This window comes from Streptomyces aurantiacus, from assembly GCF_001418335.1.
Taxonomy (GTDB): Bacteria; Actinomycetota; Actinomycetes; order Streptomycetales; family Streptomycetaceae; genus Streptomyces; species Streptomyces aurantiacus.
The window spans coordinates 1-16657 of sequence record NZ_LIPP01000213.1; the positions used below are offsets into that span (position 1 = coordinate 1).

A 16657-nucleotide genomic window follows, 5' to 3' on the forward strand; every position below is an offset into this window, starting at 1 on the left:
GGCTTCCACGGCACCTTCCTCATCCAGCACTGGCTGGGCGCCGAGGGCATGCCGCGGCGGTACGCGGACTACCTCGCGGCCGACGGCTTCACCGCGCTGAACACGATCTCGACGATCAGCTCGTTCGTCCTCGGTCTGTCGATACTGCCGTTCTTCTACAACGTGTGGAAGACGGCCAAGTACGGCAAGAAGGTCGAGGTCGACGACCCGTGGGGCTACGGCCGTTCGCTGGAGTGGGCCACGTCCTGCCCGCCGCCGCGGCACAACTTCCTCACGCTGCCGCGGATCCGTTCCGAATCCCCCGCCTTCGACCTGCACCACCCCGAGATCGCCGCTCTCGACCAGCTTGAGAACGTCGGTCACGGTGAGAAGGCCCTCGCTGGTGGCAAGGAGGCCGGCAAGTGAAGGTCCAAGGCAAGCTGTTCATCTGGCTGGCGGTCTTCGTCCTCGTCATCGCCGTCGTCTACGGCGTGTGGTCGAAGGAGCCGGCCGGCACCACGGCGCTCTTCCTGGGCTTCGGCCTGTGCATCATGATCGGCTTCTACCTGGCCTTCACGGCCCGGCGGGTCGACGCGGGTGCCCAGGACAACAAGGAGGCCGACGTCGCGGACGACGCCGGTGAGGTCGGCTTCTTCAGCCCGCACAGCTGGCAGCCGCTCGCTCTCGGCATCGGCGGCGCGCTCGCCTTCATGGGCGTCGTCTTCGGCTGGTGGCTGGTCTTCTTCTCGGCCCCGATCCTCATGATCGGCCTGTGGGGCTGGGTCTTCGAGTACTACCGCGGAGAGAGCCAGAACCAGTAGCACGCGCTGAGCGCACGGAAGCCCGGACACCCCGTCAGGAGGTCCGGGCTTCCCCCGTTCGCCCCGCGTCCCGTCCCTCGCACGGCCCAATCGACGCGCCGCGGACGACAGCCGTTCCTACGCTCGGCACATGAGCCCTTCAGCTTCCTCCAGGAGCGCCGACGGCGGTACGGCGCGCCCGCGGAACCGTACCGCCGTCAGCTGCACGGCACTCATGGTCGTCATAGGCGTGGGCGTCACGGCCTGCGGCTCCGACGGCCACCCGCTCTCGGCCGAGCCGTACGACGCGGCACAGGACGTCTCGTTCAGCGCCGCCGTGAGCGACGGGAAGAAGGCCGACCCGGACAAGCCCCTTGAGGTCATCGCCAAGGACTCCGGCGGCCGCATCACCGACGTCACGGCCACGGACGCCGCAGGGCGGTACGTGGCGGGCGAACTGTCGGCCGACGGAGGCCGGTGGCACAGCACCTCCCCGCTCGCCGCCGGCGCCCACTACACGGTGCGGGTGAGCACCGAGGACGAGGACGGCGCGCCCGGACGCAAGGCCGTCGACTTCGAGACCAGCGTCCCCAGGACCAAGAAGCGGCTCGACGTGACGTTCGGGCCCGACAAGGGCACGTACGGCGTCGGCCAGCCCGTCACCGCCGAACTCAGCGCCCCGGTCAAGGACAAGGCCGCGCGAGCCGTCGTGGAACGAGCCCTCAAGGTCCGCTCGCAGCCCGCGGTCCAGGGCGCCTGGCACTGGGTGGACGACCGGAACCTGCACTACCGCCCCATGGAGTACTGGCCCGCCCACGCCACCGTCACGGCCCGCAGCACCCTCTCGGGCATCAAGGTGGCCGAGCGGCTCTGGGGCGGCAGAGCCAAGCCCCTGACGCTCACCACGGGCGACCGCATGGAGGCCGTGACGGACGCCGCGGCGCACTCGATGACGGTCTACCGGAACGGTGAGGTGATCAACACACTGCCCGTCACCACCGGCAAGCCCGGCTTCGACACCCGCAACGGCGTCAAGGTCGTCCTGGGCAAGGAGTACTTCGTACGGATGCGGGGCACCAGCATCGGCATCGCCGAGGGCAGCGCGGACTCCTACGACCTGCCCGTGTACTACGCGACCAGGGTCACCTGGAGCGGCGAGTACGTGCACGCCGCGCCCTGGTCCACCGGCTCCCAGGGGGCGGCCAACGTCAGCCACGGCTGCACCGGCATGAGCACCGCCAACGCCGAGTGGTTCTTCGACACCGTCCGCGCCGGCGACATCGTCAAGGTCGTCAACTCGGACGGCGACATGATGGACCCGTTCGGCAACGGCTTCGGCGACTGGAACCTCACCTGGGACAGCTGGCGCAAGGGCAGCGCCCTGGTGGCGGACACCCCAGAGGGCTCCACCCCGGAGGACCGCCTGAGACTACGCCCGGAACCGGCATAGGGCGGCCCCGCAGGGGCCCGCCCTCAAGGGGCGCGGGGAACGGCGCAGTCTTTTGCTCTTAGGGGCGCGGGGAACTGCGCGACCAGCCACAGCGGACCCGCACCCGCCGCACGGCGGACGTAGCACGGCGCCTAGGCGCTCAACGCAGGCTTACTGCGCAGCAACTGCGCCAACGCCGCGGCGAACTCCACAGGCTCGACCGGCAAGGTCACGGCCGCCTCGGCCCGGCTCCACGTGGCGAGCCACGCGTCCTGCGGCCGGCCGATCAGCAACAGCACCGGCGGGCAGTTGAAGATCTCGTCCTTGATCTGCCGGCAGATCCCCATGCCGCCCGCGGGAACCGCCTCGCCGTCCAGCACACACACGTCGACGCCGCCGCGGTCGAGTTCCTTGATGACCGCGGCGGGGGTGGCGCACTCGATGAACTCCACCTGGGGGACGTCGGTCGCGGGCCTGCGCCCCGTCGCGAGCCGCACCTGTTCGCGGGTGTTGGAGTCGTCGCTGTAGACCAGCACCGTTGCGGTCGGCTGCATTCTTCCTCCGGGACGTCAGCGTCGTAGAGACAGGCACGGACAGGGTCCGATGCGCGGATGCTACTCCTTCGCCCCCGTGGTCAACACCGGTTCGGACAGGGCTTCGATGGGCCATATGGGCTGGACACACCCCGCAGACACCCCGAACGGCACCCCCCGGGGTGAGGGCGGGATAAGCGACCGACATAATGTCGGTCGTGGCGACAGCAACGACAGTAGATACCGGGCACGCGCACCCGTCGGTCAATCGGCCGAACCTCACCAGCGTCGGAACCATCATCTGGCTGAGTTCCGAGCTGATGTTCTTCGCGGCCCTTTTCGCGATGTACTTCACCATCCGATCGGTGACCGGTCCCGACCACTGGAAGGAAATGGCGTCCGCCCTGAACTTCCCGTTCTCGGCGACCAACACCACGATCCTGGTGCTCTCCTCTCTCACCTGCCAGATCGGCGTGTTCGCGGCCGAGCGTGGGGACGTGAAGAAGCTCCGGATGTGGTTCATCATCACGTTCGTGATGGGTGCGATCTTCATCGGCGGCCAGGTCTACGAGTACACCGAACTGGTCAAGAAGGACGGCCTCTCGCTGTCGTCCGACCCGTACGGCTCGGTGTTCTACCTGACCACCGGCTTCCACGGCATGCACGTGACGGGTGGTCTCATCGCCTTCCTGCTGGTCCTCGGGCGCACGTACGCGGCCCGCAGGTTCACGCACGAGCAGGCGACCGCCGCCATCGTCGTGTCCTACTACTGGCACTTCGTCGATGTCGTCTGGATCGGCCTCTTCGCCACGATCTACATGATCAAGTAGCCGGGGCCCGTTCCCGCGCACATTCCAGAAGCATCGACGCTGAAGATCCTGACACCGGGGTAATCCGTGAAAAAGCTCTCCGCACGACGACGCCATCCGCTGGCGGCGGTCGTCGTCCTACTCCTCGCGCTGGCGGCCACCGGGGGGCTGTACACCGCGTTCGCGCCCGCGGACAAGGCGCAGGCCGAAACAGTCGCCCAGTCCCTCGCCATCGACGAGGGCAAGAAGCTCTACGCCGTCGGCTGTGCCAGCTGCCACGGCACCGGCGGTGAGGGCTCCACCGACGGCCCCGCCCTCGCGGGCGTGGGCGCGGCGGCCGTCGACTTCCAGGTCGGCACCGGCCGCATGCCGGCCCAGCAGCCGGGCGCGCAGGTTCCGAAGAAGAAGGTCATCTACTCGCAGGCCCAGATCGACCAGCTCGCGGCGTTCGTCGCCTCGCTGGGCGCCGGCCCGGGTGTGCCGGCCAAGGAGCAGTACAACCCCGAGGGCGCGGACATCGCCGAGGGCGGCGAACTGTTCCGCACCAACTGCGCCCAGTGCCACAACTTCACGGGCAAGGGCGGTGCGTTGACGAACGGGAAGTCTGCCCCGACGCTGGAGGATGTCGACCCCAAGCACATCTACGAGGCCATGCAGACCGGCCCGCAGAACATGCCGTCCTTCCCCGACACCACGCTGACGGAGAAGAACAAGAAAGACATCATCGCGTACCTCGACGTGGTCAACAGCGACGACTCGGAGAGCCCCGGTGGTCTGGAGCTGGGCGGCCTCGGGCCGGTCAGTGAAGGCCTCTTCGGCTGGATCTTCGGTCTCGGCGGACTGATCGCCGTCGCCGTATGGGTCGCCGCCCGGACCGCAAAGGCCAAGAAGTCATGAGTAGCCAAGACATCCCAGAAGAGAACCTGCCCGCCGAGCGGGCCGCCGACGAGCACGCGCACGGTGCCGTGAGCGTGGCCGACGAGAAGCATCCGTTCGCGGATCCCGGTCTGCCGCCGCACGAGCACCGCATCCAGGACATCGACGAGCGGGCCGCCAAGCGCTCCGAGCGCACGGTCGCCCTGCTGTTCACGCTCTCGATGCTGGCCACGGTCGGCTTCATCGCGTCCTTCGTGGCGATCCCCGCCGACCGGATCGTCTACATCTTCCCGCTCGGTCACATCAGCGGTCTGAACTTCGCCCTGGGCATGACGCTCGGCCTGGCGCTGTTCTGCATCGGCGCGGGCGCGGTCCACTGGGCCCGCACCCTGATGTCCGACGAGGAGATCGCCGACGAGCGCCACGCCATCGCCGCGGAGCCCGAGGTCAAGGCCCAGGTGCTGGCCGACTTCAAGCAGGGTGCCAAGGAGTCCGCGCTCGGCCGCCGCAAGCTCATCCGCAACACGATGTTCGGCGCGCTGACCCTGTTCCCGCTGTCCGGCATCGTCCTGCTGCGTGACCTCGGTCCGCTGCCGGAGGACAAGCTGCGGCACACGCGGTGGTCCAGGGGCAAGCTGCTCGTCAACGTGAACACGGACGAGCCGCTGCGCCCCTCCGACGTCGCCGTGGGCTCGCTCACCTTCGCCAAGCCCGAGGGCCTGGAGGAGCACGACCACGACTTCCAGACCGAGATCGCCAAGGCGGCCCTGCTGATCGTCCGGCTGCAGCCGGAGAACATCAAGGACAAGCGCGAGCTCGAATGGTCCCACGAGGGCATCGTGGCGTACTCGAAGATCTGCACCCACGTCGGTTGCCCGATCTCCCTGTACGAGCAGCAGACGCACCACGTCCTCTGCCCGTGCCACCAGTCCACCTTCGACCTCGCCGACGGTGCCCGAGTGATCTTCGGCCCGGCCGGTCACGCCCTGCCGCAGCTGCGTATCGGTGTGAACGACGAGGGCTACCTTCAGGCGCTCGGCGACTTCGACGAGCCTGTCGGTCCTGCATTCTGGGAGCGCGGATGAGCACTACGACCACCCCGAACCCCTCGGGCGCCGGCGCGCCGGGCCGTTCGCGAGAGAAGGCACCGGCGGGCGAGAAGGTCGCCGACTGGGCCGACGGCAGGCTGGGGATCTACTCCCTGGCCAAGGCCAACATGCGCAAGATCTTCCCGGACCACTGGTCCTTCATGCTGGGCGAGATCTGCCTCTACAGCTTCTTGATCATCATCCTCACGGGTGTGTATCTGACGCTGTTCTTCCACCCCTCGATGAACGAGATCGAGTACCACGGAAGCTACGTCCCGCTCCAGGGGCAGCTGATGTCGGAGGCCTTCGCCTCCACGATGGACATCAGCTTCGACGTGCGTGGCGGTCTGCTCATCCGGCAGATCCACCACTGGGCGGCGATCGTCTTCCTGGCCGGCATGTTCGTGCACATGATGCGCGTCTTCTTCACGGGCGCGTTCCGCAAGCCGCGTGAGATCAACTGGCTGTTCGGCTTCCTGCTGTTCGTCCTGGGCATGTTCACCGGGTTCACCGGCTACTCGCTCCCTGACGACCTGCTCTCCGGCACCGGTGTCCGCTTCACGCAGGGCGCGATCCTGGCGACGCCGGTCGTCGGCACGTACATCTCGATGTTCCTGTTCGGCGGGGAGTTCCCGGGCGGCGACTTCGTCTCGCGGTTCTACTCGATCCACATCCTGCTGCTGCCCGGCATCATGCTGGGGCTCGTGGTCGGCCACCTGATCCTGGTCTTCTACCACAAGCACACCCAGTTCGCGGGTCCCGGAAAGACGAACAAGAACGTCGTCGGCATGCCGCTGCTGCCGGTCTACATGGCCAAGGCCGGAGGCTTCTTCTTCCTGGTCTTCGGGTTCATCGCCATGCTGGCCGCGGTCGCGTCCATCAACCCGATCTGGGTGCTGGGGCCGTACCGTCCTGACCAGGTGTCCACGGGCGCCCAGCCCGACTGGTACATGGGCTTCGCCGAGGGACTGATCCGGGCGATGCCAGGCTGGGAGATCAACGCCTGGGGCCACACGCTGGTCCTCGGGGTGTTCATCCCGCTGATGCTCTTCGGGCTCTTCCTCGGGATCATCGCGATGTACCCGTTCATCGAGTCGTGGGTCACCGGGGACAAGCGCGAGCACCACATCCTGGACCGCCCGCGCAACGCCCCGACGCGTACGGCCTTCGGCGTCGCCTGGGTCACCGCGTACATGATCATGCTGATCGGCGGCGGCAATGACATCGTCGCCACGCACTTCCATCTGTCGATCAACTCGGTCACCTGGTTCGTCCGGGTCGGGTTCTTCGTCGGACCGGTGATCGCGTTCGTCGTCACCAAGCGGATCTGCCTCGGCCTCCAGCGCCGGGACAAGGACAAGGTGCTGCACGGCCGCGAGTCGGGCATCATCAAGCGTCTGCCGCACGGTGAGTTCGTCGAGGTGCACGAGCCGCTCAGCCAGGAGGCCCTGCACACCCTCACGGCGCACGACCAGTACCAGCCGGCCGAGATCGGCCCGACGGTCGACGAGAACGGTGTCGAGCGCAAGGTGAAGCGCCCGCAGAAGCTGCGGGCCAAGCTCAGCGAGGCCTACTTCGGGGAGGACAACCAGATCCCGAAGCCCACCGCCGAGGAGTACAAGGAGATCACGAGCGGCCACGGCCACCACTGATCTCCGGCCTGTTCGCCACGGCAGGAGCCCCGTCCATTGCCTGGACGGGGCTCTTTGCCGTCCCCGGCGCTGGATAGGGTGAACCCGACCCACTTGTCCACGACACGAACCCAGGAGCGGCAGATGAGTGCTGTGACCCCCGCCGGAGGCGACTTCGCGGCGGACCGTTCCTGGCCCGCTCTCCTGAACGGCCTGCTGGACGGGCGCGACCTGAGCGCCGACGACACCGCCTGGGCGATGGACCTCATCATGCGGGGCGAGGCGACCGACGCCCAGATCGCCGGGTTCGCGGTGGCCCTGCGGGCCAAGGGCGAGACCGTCGAGGAGATCTCCGGCCTGGTCCGCACGATGTACGCGCACGCCAACGTGATCGAGGTGCCGGGGGAGACCGTCGACATCGTCGGCACGGGCGGCGACGGGGCGAAGACCGTCAACATCTCCACGATGTCGGCCGTCGTCATCGCCGGCACGGGTGCCAAGGTCGTCAAGCACGGAAACCGCGCGGCGTCCTCCGCGTCCGGCGCCTCGGACGTACTGGAGAAGCTCGGCGTCAATCTGGAGCTGACGCCGCGACGGGTGGCCGAGGTGGCCGAGGAGGCCGGGATCACCTTCTGCTTCGCGGTGAAGTTCCACCCGGCGCTGCGTCATGTGGCGGCGGCGCGGGGGCAGTTGGGCATCCGGACGACCTTCAACTTCCTCGGTCCGCTCACCAATCCGGCACGGGTGAGGGCGCAGGCGGTCGGCGTCGCGCACGCGCCCATGGCGCCCATCGTGGCCGGGGTCCTCGCCGAGCGCGGCAACTCCTCGCTCGTCTTCCGCGGCGACGACGGGCTCGACGAGCTGACCACCACGGCGACGTCGCGGGTGTGGGTCGTACGGGACGGGAAGGTCCACGAGGAGGCCTTCGACCCGCGTGACGTGGGGCTCGACCTGGTGCCGGTGGAGGCGCTGCGGGGGGCCGACGCCTCGTACAACGCGGATGTCGCGCGGCGGCTGCTGGGCGGGGAGACGGGGCCGGTACGGGACGCGGTCCTGCTGAACTCGGCGGCGGCGCTGGTGGCGCTCGCGCCGGGCTCCGGATCGCTCGCGGAGCAGATCCGGACGGGGATGGCTCGCGCCGCGGAGGCGATCGACTCGGGGGCGGCGTTGCGGACGCTGGAGCGGTGGGTGGCCGCGACCAACAGGTAGCCGGTCGGGTGCGGGCCGGTGGGGGCGGGCCCACAGGATTGCGCAGTTCCCCGCGNNCGCGGGGAACTGCGCAGTCTTTTAGGGACGCGGGGAACTGCGCGATCAACCCCCACCGGCCCGCACCCGACCGGAATGGCACCGTCCCGGTATGTGGACCAGGGTTGCCGACAGGTGTTCGTGTGGCATGATGCTGGCAGGTCATGAGTGACAGTCATGAGGCCCCGGCCGACTGTCCGGCAACCCTCCGTCCGTGGCGGGGTGCCCCGGGTGAAGACCAGGTCGTAGGCAGTGAGGTCTACGGCAAGCGCGGACCCCTCGTCGCTCGTTGGAGCGGAGACACCAGGGGTCCTGGTCGTTCGAGGGAGCCTTACATGAGCAAGCGAATGCGATAGGGCGCCGAGCCCCACCTCCGCGTACCCCTTCACCGTTCACTTTTCCTGTGCCGAGCCCTGTCCGCTCGCGCAGTGACTTCGCCTGCCTCTCACAGGAGCTCGCCATGTCTGTCTCCACCGCTGCCTCCAGCGCCGTGTCCACCGTTGCCGGCGACCCGTCCGCCCGCTGTGACAGGCCCGGACCCCTGCCCGTGCTGGGGCGGGACGTCACCGTCCCCCTCGTGACCGGCGGCGAGGTCACCTACGCCGCGCTCGACTACGCCGCCAGCGCCCCCGCCCTCCAGCGGGTGTGGGACGACGTGGCCGCGTACGCCCCGTACTACGGGAGCGTCCACCGCGGGGCCGGCTATCTGTCCCAGCTCTCCACGGACCTCTTCGAGAAGGCCCGCGGGACCGTCGCGGAGTTCCTCGACTGCCGGGGCGACGACCAGGTCGTCTTCACCCGGTCCACCACCGACTCGCTCAACCTCCTCGCCGCCGCCCTGCCCGCCGGCTGCCAGGTCTTCGTCTTCGAGACCGAGCACCACGCGTCGCTGCTGCCGTGGCGGGACGCCCGGGTCACGTACCTGGACGCGCCGCGCACCCCGGGCGAGGCCGTGGCGACGCTGGAGCGGGCACTCGCCGAGCGCGACCCGTACGGGCCGGCGCTGGTGTGTGTCACGGGTGCCTCGAACGTCACCGGCGAGCTGTGGCCCGTACGGGAACTGGCCGCCGCGGCCCACGCGCAGGGTGCCAGGATCGTGCTGGACGCGGCCCAGCTCGCGCCCCACCACCCGGTCTCCGTACGGGAGTTGGACGTGGACTGGATCGCGTTCTCCGGACACAAGCTGTACGCGCCGTTCGGCTCGGGCGTGCTCGCGGGACGCTTCGACTGGCTGCGTGAGGCCGACCCGTACCTGGCCGGCGGGGGTGCCTCGCGGAAGGTGTCGCGGCGGCAGGACGGCGGTGTCGACGTCGAGTGGCACGACACCGCGGCGCGGCACGAGGCCGGGTCGCCCAACGTCATCGGCGCCTACTCCATCGCCGCCGCCTGCAAGGCCCTCACCGAGACCGGCTTCGAGGAGCTGGTCGCCCGTGAGCAGCGCCTCGTCGACACCGTCCGCCGGGGCCTCGCCGAAGTGCCGGAGGTCCGTGTCCTCTCGCTCTTCGGTGACGACGCCCCGCGGGTCGGCGTCATCTCCTTCGTCGTGGAGGGCTGGAACAGCTCGCACTTCGCCGCCGCGCTCTCCGCCGAGTACGGCATCGGCGTCCGCGACGGCCTCTTCTGCGCGCACCCCCTCGTCCGTACGCTCCTCGGCGGCGACCCGCAGTCCCAGGGCGAGTGCGGGGCCCCCGAGGCGGCGCCCGGCGAGAAGTCGCTGAACGCCATCCGCGTCAGCTTCGGCGCCGGCACTCCCGACGAGCACGTGGAGCGTTTCGTACGCGCGGTGAAGGAACTCGTCACGAACGGCGCCCGCTGGAGCTACCGCACCCAGGACGGCCGCTGCGTCCCGGCCGCCGGTACCGGTTCAACCGCCTGAGCGGGGCCGCCTTTCAGGGGCGCGGGGAACGGCGCGACCAGCCACGACGGCGCCGTACTCGGCACACGGCCGCAGTCCGGGGGCTAGTTGTCGCCGCCGATCGCGAACGCCGCCTCCAGGTCGTGCTGGGAGTACGTACGGAACGCCACATGCGTGTCCGTGCCCTCCACCCCCGGGATCTTGCTGATCATTCCGGGGATGACGTCGGCCAGGTCGTCGTGGGCCTTCACCCGCACCATGGCGATCAAGTCGTACGTCCCGGTCACGGAGAAGACCTCGCTGACGCTCTCCAGCGCCGCGATCGACTCGGCGATCTCGGGAATCCGGTCCACGCTGGTCCTGATGAGCACGATCGCGGTGATCACGGCTGGTTTTCTCCCTCGGTGGCCGGCGCTGGGGATTTCACTCTAGCCGGACGGCCGTACCGCACCCACGCGCAGAGGAAGCCGGCCGAGAAGCCCAGCAGGTGTGCCAGATAGGCGACCCCGGGCCCCTGCGTCGCGCGCCCCGCGGCCAGCCACTGCAGGGACACCCAGAACGGCAGCACCACCCAGGCGGGAAACCGCAGCGGCAGGAAGAAGAGGAACGGAAAAAGACTGGTCACCCGGGCTTTGGGGAACAGGTACAGGAACGCGCCGAGGACCGCGGAGATCGCCCCGGACGCGCCGACGAGGGTCTGCGCCGAGTCGGCGTGCACGCCGGCGTAGCCGAGCAGGGCGAGGTAGCCGCAGCCCACGTAGAACAGGGCGAACCGGAAGTGGCCCATCCGCTCCTCGGTCATCGCCCCGAAGACATAGAGGAAGAGCATGTTCCCCAGAAGATGCAGCCAGCTGCCGTGCACGAAGAGCGCGGTGGCGGGGGTGACGGCGGCCCGCGGTGACCCCTCGAACAGTTCGACGGGCACCACGCCCCACCGCTCGAAATAGGCCCGCTGCGCGGAAAGCAGCGCGTCACCGGTGCCGTACGCGGGGCCGAGCCCCGAGGCCGGGCCGATCACGAAGACCGCGCAGCACAGGGCGATCAGCCCGTAGGTCACCGGAGCGGGGTGACTCCGGACCGCCCTGACCGCTCTGATCGTTCTGTTGACGGGTCTGCCCCAGTTGCCGATCACGAACAGAGCATGACGTAACGGGACCGAGCCGGTCAGATCGCCTCGCCGCTCCCGGTGGACGGGCGTCGAGTACCCGCCAGGCCGTAGGGTTACGAGCCACACGCTCCAGGGAAGCTGGTGCGGCACGGAGATTCAGGAAAGAGAGCGACTGCCACGATGACGGTTCCCCTCCCGACTGCCGAGACCCGGTGGCGCTGCACGCTCTGCGGCAACCTCACGCGCTTCGACGTGACGCGTTCGTCGAAGGTCGTCGAGTACGTGCATCTGGATCTGGCCGGGGAGCCCGACATCGAGGAGCGCAAGGTGGTCAGTGAGACCATCGAGTCCGTGCGCTGCCGGTGGTGCAACGCGCTGGATCAGGTGGAACTGGTGGACAGGCCGGGCGCCGGCTCCTGACAGGAGCGGGCCCCGCACGGACGATGGGGTGAAGGATGGTGGAGACCACAGGCGGAGAGCCGGACGACGGCGACGCCGAGGTGCTCGACCGTCCGCTGCCCGACGGAGTGCGCCGCAGGGTCGTACAGATCGTCTCGGACGGCTTCGGCGGCCTCACCGTGGCCGAACTGCCCACCCAGCTCAGACAGTACGCCAGGTTCGCCCCGAATCGCCGCGCCAAGTTCGCGGGTACCGCGATGGCGGCGGCCATGGAGACCGACCCTCTCTTCAGACAGCGCATCGCCGAGAAGCTGAGAGAAGCCCAGCCCGAGCTGTCCGGCGCCCTCGACTCGGCCTCGCCGCCCCCGGCCGCGGACCCGCTGGACGTGGCCGCCGCGGCCTATGTGCTGCGGCCCCCGGGCTGGGTGAAGCTGGTGACCGCCGCGGGCGAGGAGGCCCTGCGGGCGGACGCCGAGCGCGCCGACGACGAGAGCCGCGCCGAGCTGGAGCGGCTGCGCGGGGAGCTCGCCGAGGCCCGTGGCCAGATCCGTACCGAGACGGACCGGCTGCGGACCGAGCTCGACGCGGCGAAGAAGGAAGCGGAATCGCTTCATCGCAAGCTGCGCGGGGCTTTCAGCGACGTCAAGCGCGGCGAGGCGGCCCTGCGCAAGCTGCGGGGCGAGCTGGACTCCGTACGCGGTGAGGGGCAGTCCCAGGTGTCGGCCGCCGAGAGCGAGAGCCGGCGGCTGAAGCAGCGGCTCGGCGAGGTCGAGGCCTCCCTTGAGGCCACCCGCCGCGCGGCCCGCGAAGGGCGCAGCGTCGAGGACATGCGCGTACGGCTGTTGCTGGACACCGTGCTCGACGCGGCGCAGGGGCTGCGGCGCGAACTCGCCCTGCCGCCGGTGTCGATGCGGCCCGCCCAGACCGTGGACGCGGTCGAACCGGGACGGATGACGCCCAAGGACATCGCGGCCCGGGCGCTGTCCGACAACGACCCCGCCGTCCTCGACCAGTTGCTCGCGCTGCCGCAGGCGCATCTGGTCGTCGACGGCTACAACGTCACCAAGACCGGCTATCCGCAGATGCCGCTGGAGAAGCAGCGGCTGCGCCTCCTCGGTCAGCTCTCGCAGCTCGCCGCGCAGACCGGCGCCGAGGTCACCTGTGTCTTCGACGGGGCCGAGCTGGCCGCCCCGGTGCTCCTCGCGCCACCGCGCGGCGTACGGGTGCTGTTCTCCAAGCCGGGCATCACCGCGGACGAACTGATCCGCCAGCTGGTGCGCGCGGAGCCGCCGGGGCGGCCCGTCATCGTCGTCTCGACCGACCGCGAGGTGGCCGACGGCGTGGCCAGCGCGGGCGCCCGGCCGGTGGCCTCCGTGGTGTTGCTCAAGCGGTTTTCGAGGGGTTGAAACACACCTTTTGCGGGCAGCCTGGCCGCTCCGGTCGTCCATGCCTGATCCATGCTTGATCCACGAACGCCTTTCTGTCCCGTACGTCTCATAGGCGCCGGAAGCACCAAGAGCAACAGATGCCTGGCTTGCGTAAATTGGCGAAACCTTCACGCAACGGAGCGTCAATCGATCATCACTGCACGTGAGTTGATTGCAAAGAATCCGCTCGATGACCGAGATTTTTCCGAGGAGGATTTGAACTGATCACAGGGTGGTCACTAGGGTCAGGCCTCGAACCTCTACTCGGGTGATCACTTATCGGGAGTGACGGTGGAGGGGCACCGCCGACCGGCGTTCTCGGTGGGCGGCTGAGGTAATGAAGGAGCTCGCCTCCGTGGCGTCCCACCGTCGACCGAAGCAGCCGAGCCGCACCCGGGTGACCGTGCTCACCACTGCCGCCGCTGCAGCCGTTGCTCTCAGCTCGCAGGCGGCCAACGCCGCGCCCAGCGAGAAGCCCGGCAAGGCCGAGGTCAAGGCCAAGGTCGACAAGCTCTACGAAGAGGTCGAGCTCGCCACCGACAAGGCCAACGGAGCCGAGGAGAAGCAGGAGAAGCTGGAGAAGGAGATCGACACTCTCCAGGACCAGGTCGCCCGCGGCCAGGACGACCTCAACTCCATGCGCGACAGCCTCGGCCTGATGGCCAGCTCGCAGTACCGGACGGGTGCCATCGACCCCTCCGTGCAGCTCTTCCTCTCCTCGGACCCGGACGACTTCCTCGACAAGGCGTCCACCATGGACCAGTTGAGCGCTCAGCAGGTCGAGTCGCTGAAGAAGGTCCAGGAGAAGCAGCGGGTCCTCGCCCAGCAGCGTGAGGAAGCGGCCGGCAAGCTCAAGGAGCTCTCCGACACCCGCAAGACCCTGGGCAAGAAGAAGAAGGAAGTCCAGACCAAGCTCGCCGACGCGCAGAAGCTGCTCAACAGCCTGACCGCGAAGGAGAAGGCGGACATCAACGCCGCCGACCAGCGCGCCAGCCGCTCCGCCGGTGACCGCATCGAGCTCGGCGACGAGGTGCCGGCCTCCGAGCGCGGCGCCGCCGCCCTCTCCGCCGCGAAGACCCAGATGGGCAAGCCGTACGTGTCCGGTGGCAGCGGCCCCAACTCGTACGACTGCTCCGGTCTGACGCAGTGGGCCTACAGCCAGGCCGGTGTGTCGATAACCCGGACCACCTACACGCAGCAGAACGACGGCGTGAAGATAGGCCGCGACGCGCTCAAGCCCGGCGACCTGGTCTTCTTCAACAGCCTGGCGCACGTCGGCCTGTACGCCGGCAACGGCGTGGTCCTGCACGCCCCGAAGCCGGGCGCCGTCGTCCGCCTCGAATCGATGAGCACGATCGGCTCCTTCCAGTTCGGCGTCCGAGTCTGATCGCAGTTCGTGTCTGATCGACGCCTGCTGCTGATCGACGCCTGCGGCTGACCGACGGTTACAGCTGACCGACGGCTACGGCCGATCGGTGTCCGCGTTCGGCCGTTCGGCCGGAACCCTTCCGGGCTCTCCTGAAGTCCGGTCGCCACGCCGCCCGAACGGGCGAATTCCCGTGACCCCCGCTGACCCCACGCCCCGCCCATGACCTGCGTCTGAGGCGGGGCGTCGCGTTGTGCGCACGCGAGGGTCTTTGGTCACCGCGTAGTCGCACGGCTACTGTCTGCGGCGATTCCCCCAACTCCGGGGGTCCGTCAGCGGAAGGGAGTGCGGCTTCCTGTGGGGTCCCATCGCCGCCTTGCACCGTCCGGCTTCGACCGGGGCGCCCGAGGCGCCACCCTCTGTGTACTGACCGCCGCGGCCGCGGCCCTCGGCGTCCTGCCGGCCGGCGCCGCGCCGCACGACGACAGCCGCGGCGAGGTGGACCGGCTGTACGAGGAGGCCGAGCGCGCCACCGAGTCGTACAACAAGGCCGACGAACGCGCCGACGTCCTGCACGACCAGGTGGGCAGGGCGCGGGACCGGATCGCCAGGCAGCAGGGCCGCATCAACACCATGCGGGACGCGCTCGGTTCGCTCGCCGGGGCCCAGTACCGCTCCGGCGGCCTCGACCCCTCGCTGGCGCTGATGTTCTCCGACGACCCCGACGAGTACCTCGACAAGGCAGCCGCGCTCGACCGGATCAACTCCCGCCAGGCGGGCGAACTCAGAAACCTCCAGCGAGCCATGCGCGGCCTCGCCCGGGACCGCGAGGACGCCACCCGCAAGCTCGCCGAACTGGAGAGGAGCCGCGAGGCCGTGGCCCGGCACAGACGCACCGTCGAGCAGAAGCTGGCCAAGGCGCGGCAGTTGCTCAACTCGATGCCGGACAGCGACCGCGCCGCCTACGACCGCGCCTCCCGCTCCGGCCGGACCACCCCCGACCTCACCGGCGCCGTCCCGCCCTCGGCGCGCGCGGCAGCCGCCGTTGCCGCGGCCCGCTCCGCCCTCGGCCGCCCGTACGTCTGGGGTGCCAACGGGCCCCTCGGCTTCGACTGTTCGGGCCTCACGCAGTGGTCGTACGCGCAGGCGGGTGTCGGGCTGCCGCGCACCTCGCAGGCGCAGGCGCACGCCGGGCGGCAGGTGCCGCTCTCGCAGGCGCAGCCCGGTGACATCGTCACCTACCGGGACGACGCGGGCCACGTCGGGATGTACATGGGCAACGGCCAGGTGATCCACGCGCCCTACCCGGGTGCCCCCGTACGGTACGACCCGGTGGGCATGATGCCGGTCTCGGCCGTCACGCGCCCCTGACGCGCCCCCCACCCGCCGGACCGGGCGCCGTACGATCGGGAACGTGGCTGGTCGTGGACGTGCACCGAGGTGGGTCGTGGGGCTGCTGCTGGTCGGTCTTGCGGGCTTGGCGGGGCTGGCCGGTCCGGTCGGCTGCGGCGGCTCCACGGGGACCGACACCGCGTCCGCCGATGTACAGCGCCTGCTCGACCGGCGGGCGGCGGCGGTGCGCGAGGGCGTCGGCGGCGACGACGGTGGCGGCGAGAGGGCCTTCGTGGCGACGGCGCCGCCGGGCTCCGTGGCCGCAGGTGAACGGGCCGAGGCCCGCACCGAGTTCAGGAACCTGCGGGCGGTCCCGCTGACCGACTGGTCGTACCGGGTGACCGCTTTCCGCCGCTCCGGCGACCGCGCCACGGCAGACGCGGAGCTCCGCTACCGCCTGGACGGCTACGACCGGGCGCCCGTCGTCGCCGCCCGGGCGCTGAGCCTCACCCGCGCCGAGGGGCGCTGGTACGTGACCGGCGACCGGCCCGCCGCGGACACCGGCCCGCAGCTGTGGGAGCAGGGGGCCGTGGTGGCCGTACGCGGCGAGCACAGCCTCGTCCTGGGGGTGGGGCAGTCCCGTGGCACCCTGCGCGGTTACGCGGACCTGGCCGACCACGCGGTGCCGGCGGTGCGGGAGGCATGGGGAGGGCGGTGGCCGGGGCGGGTCGTCGTCCTCGTACCGGCGTCGCTGGAGGGGATGGCGAAGCTGCTGGGGGC

Annotated in this window: 15 protein-coding genes, 2 pseudogenes and 1 riboswitch; of the genes and pseudogenes, 14 read left to right on the forward strand and 3 right to left on the reverse strand. The window is 69.8% G+C overall.

Annotated elements, in window-relative coordinates; translation table 11 throughout:
• The 3 genes and pseudogenes from AOK01_RS26165 to AOK01_RS26175 form a co-directional block, all read left to right on the forward strand.
• Positions 1–405 (forward strand): annotated as a pseudogene (locus tag AOK01_RS26165) (aa3-type cytochrome oxidase subunit I); the annotation flags it as partial.
• Positions 402–800: a cytochrome c oxidase subunit 4 gene (locus tag AOK01_RS26170; protein WP_055515837.1), complete on the forward strand. Its 399-nt coding sequence runs from the start codon at positions 402–404 to the stop codon at positions 798–800. The pseudogene AOK01_RS26165 and the gene AOK01_RS26170, both read left to right, overlap by 4 nt.
• Positions 801–930: 130 nt before the next feature.
• Entirely contained in the window at positions 931–2229 is a 1299-nt protein-coding gene (locus AOK01_RS26175; RefSeq protein ID WP_055515839.1) for a L,D-transpeptidase, read from the forward strand.
• Positions 2230–2360: 131 nt separating this feature from the next.
• Here the strand turns inward: AOK01_RS26175 and AOK01_RS26180 are convergent, their stop codons facing one another.
• Positions 2361–2762 carry a DNA-binding transcriptional response regulator gene (locus tag AOK01_RS26180; RefSeq protein ID WP_055515841.1) on the reverse strand — a complete coding sequence of 134 codons (402 nt, stop codon included), beginning with the start codon at positions 2760–2762 and terminating at the stop codon, positions 2361–2363.
• Between the two features lie 188 nt (positions 2763–2950).
• On the opposite strand from AOK01_RS26180, the gene ctaE reads away from it, so the two are divergent.
• The 6 genes from ctaE to AOK01_RS26210 all read left to right on the forward strand — a co-directional run bounded on the left by ctaE (position 2951) and on the right by AOK01_RS26210 (position 10266).
• A complete protein-coding gene (ctaE, locus tag AOK01_RS26185) occupies positions 2951–3571 on the forward strand; it encodes an aa3-type cytochrome oxidase subunit III (protein ID WP_055515843.1) in 621 nt (206 codons plus the stop codon).
• 66 nt (positions 3572–3637) lie between these two features.
• On the forward strand, positions 3638–4447 hold the full coding sequence (gene qcrC, locus AOK01_RS26190; protein ID WP_055515845.1) for a cytochrome bc1 complex diheme cytochrome c subunit: 810 nt from the start codon (positions 3638–3640) through the stop codon (positions 4445–4447).
• Positions 4444–5511 carry a cytochrome bc1 complex Rieske iron-sulfur subunit gene (gene qcrA / locus AOK01_RS26195; protein WP_055515848.1) on the forward strand — a complete coding sequence of 356 codons (1068 nt, stop codon included), beginning with the start codon at positions 4444–4446 and terminating at the stop codon, positions 5509–5511. Before qcrC ends, qcrA begins: the two co-directional genes overlap by 4 nt.
• Positions 5508–7166, forward strand: a complete 1659-nt coding sequence (qcrB, locus tag AOK01_RS26200) for a cytochrome bc1 complex cytochrome b subunit (protein ID WP_055515850.1) — start codon at positions 5508–5510, stop codon at positions 7164–7166. The genes qcrA and qcrB overlap by 4 nt, the downstream gene beginning before the upstream one ends.
• Before the next feature lie 123 nt (positions 7167–7289).
• On the forward strand, positions 7290–8354 hold the full coding sequence (gene trpD / locus AOK01_RS26205; RefSeq protein WP_055515852.1) for an anthranilate phosphoribosyltransferase: 1065 nt from the start codon (positions 7290–7292) through the stop codon (positions 8352–8354).
• Positions 8355–8550: 196 nt separating this feature from the next.
• Positions 8551–8667, forward strand: a riboswitch (SAM riboswitch).
• Between the two features lie 183 nt (positions 8668–8850).
• Positions 8851–10266 carry an aminotransferase class V-fold PLP-dependent enzyme gene (locus tag AOK01_RS26210; RefSeq protein WP_079103752.1) on the forward strand — a complete coding sequence of 472 codons (1416 nt, stop codon included), beginning with the start codon at positions 8851–8853 and terminating at the stop codon, positions 10264–10266.
• A gap of 83 nt (positions 10267–10349) precedes the next feature.
• On the opposite strand, the gene AOK01_RS26215 is transcribed toward AOK01_RS26210, so the two are convergent.
• On the reverse strand, positions 10350–10631 hold the full coding sequence (locus AOK01_RS26215; protein WP_055515854.1) for an Lrp/AsnC family transcriptional regulator: 282 nt from the start codon (positions 10629–10631) through the stop codon (positions 10350–10352).
• On the reverse strand, positions 10628–11377 hold the full coding sequence (locus tag AOK01_RS26220) for a rhomboid family intramembrane serine protease (protein WP_079103753.1): 750 nt from the start codon (positions 11375–11377) through the stop codon (positions 10628–10630). Before AOK01_RS26220 ends, AOK01_RS26215 begins: the two co-directional genes overlap by 4 nt.
• 156 nt (positions 11378–11533) lie before the next feature.
• On the opposite strand from AOK01_RS26220, the gene AOK01_RS26225 reads away from it, so the two are divergent.
• From AOK01_RS26225 to AOK01_RS26245, 5 genes and pseudogenes are all read left to right on the forward strand, one after another.
• Positions 11534–11773: a hypothetical protein gene (locus AOK01_RS26225; protein WP_055515856.1), complete on the forward strand. Its 240-nt coding sequence runs from the start codon at positions 11534–11536 to the stop codon at positions 11771–11773.
• 35 nt (positions 11774–11808) lie between these two features.
• On the forward strand, positions 11809–13158 hold the full coding sequence (locus tag AOK01_RS26230) for an NYN domain-containing protein (protein ID WP_055515858.1): 1350 nt from the start codon (positions 11809–11811) through the stop codon (positions 13156–13158).
• A 376-nt stretch (positions 13159–13534) separates the two neighbouring features.
• A complete protein-coding gene (locus AOK01_RS26235) occupies positions 13535–14566 on the forward strand; it encodes a C40 family peptidase (RefSeq protein WP_055515866.1) in 1032 nt (343 codons plus the stop codon).
• A gap of 336 nt (positions 14567–14902) precedes the next feature.
• Positions 14903–15916, forward strand: a complete 1014-nt coding sequence (locus tag AOK01_RS26240) for a C40 family peptidase (protein ID WP_055515860.1) — start codon at positions 14903–14905, stop codon at positions 15914–15916.
• A 43-nt stretch (positions 15917–15959) separates the two neighbouring features.
• Positions 15960–16657 (forward strand): annotated as a pseudogene (locus AOK01_RS26245) (hypothetical protein); the annotation flags it as partial.

What these genes read in the sequence shown, in the direction of transcription:
- AOK01_RS26175 (WP_055515839.1), top strand. Translation starts at nt 931, where the DNA reads ATGAGCCCTTCAGCTTCCTCCAGGAGCGCCGACGGCGGTACGGCGCGC.
- AOK01_RS26180 (WP_055515841.1), bottom strand. Translation starts at nt 2,762, where the DNA reads ATGCAGCCGACCGCAACGGTGCTGGTCTACAGCGACGACTCCAACACC.
- ctaE (WP_055515843.1), top strand. Translation starts at nt 2,951, where the DNA reads ATGTCGGTCGTGGCGACAGCAACGACAGTAGATACCGGGCACGCGCAC.
- qcrA (WP_055515848.1), top strand. Translation starts at nt 4,444, where the DNA reads ATGAGTAGCCAAGACATCCCAGAAGAGAACCTGCCCGCCGAGCGGGCC.
- qcrB (WP_055515850.1), top strand. Translation starts at nt 5,508, where the DNA reads ATGAGCACTACGACCACCCCGAACCCCTCGGGCGCCGGCGCGCCGGGC.
- trpD (WP_055515852.1), top strand. Translation starts at nt 7,290, where the DNA reads ATGAGTGCTGTGACCCCCGCCGGAGGCGACTTCGCGGCGGACCGTTCC.
- AOK01_RS26210 (WP_079103752.1), top strand. Translation starts at nt 8,851, where the DNA reads ATGTCTGTCTCCACCGCTGCCTCCAGCGCCGTGTCCACCGTTGCCGGC.
- AOK01_RS26225 (WP_055515856.1), top strand. Translation starts at nt 11,534, where the DNA reads ATGACGGTTCCCCTCCCGACTGCCGAGACCCGGTGGCGCTGCACGCTC.
- AOK01_RS26230 (WP_055515858.1), top strand. Translation starts at nt 11,809, where the DNA reads ATGGTGGAGACCACAGGCGGAGAGCCGGACGACGGCGACGCCGAGGTG.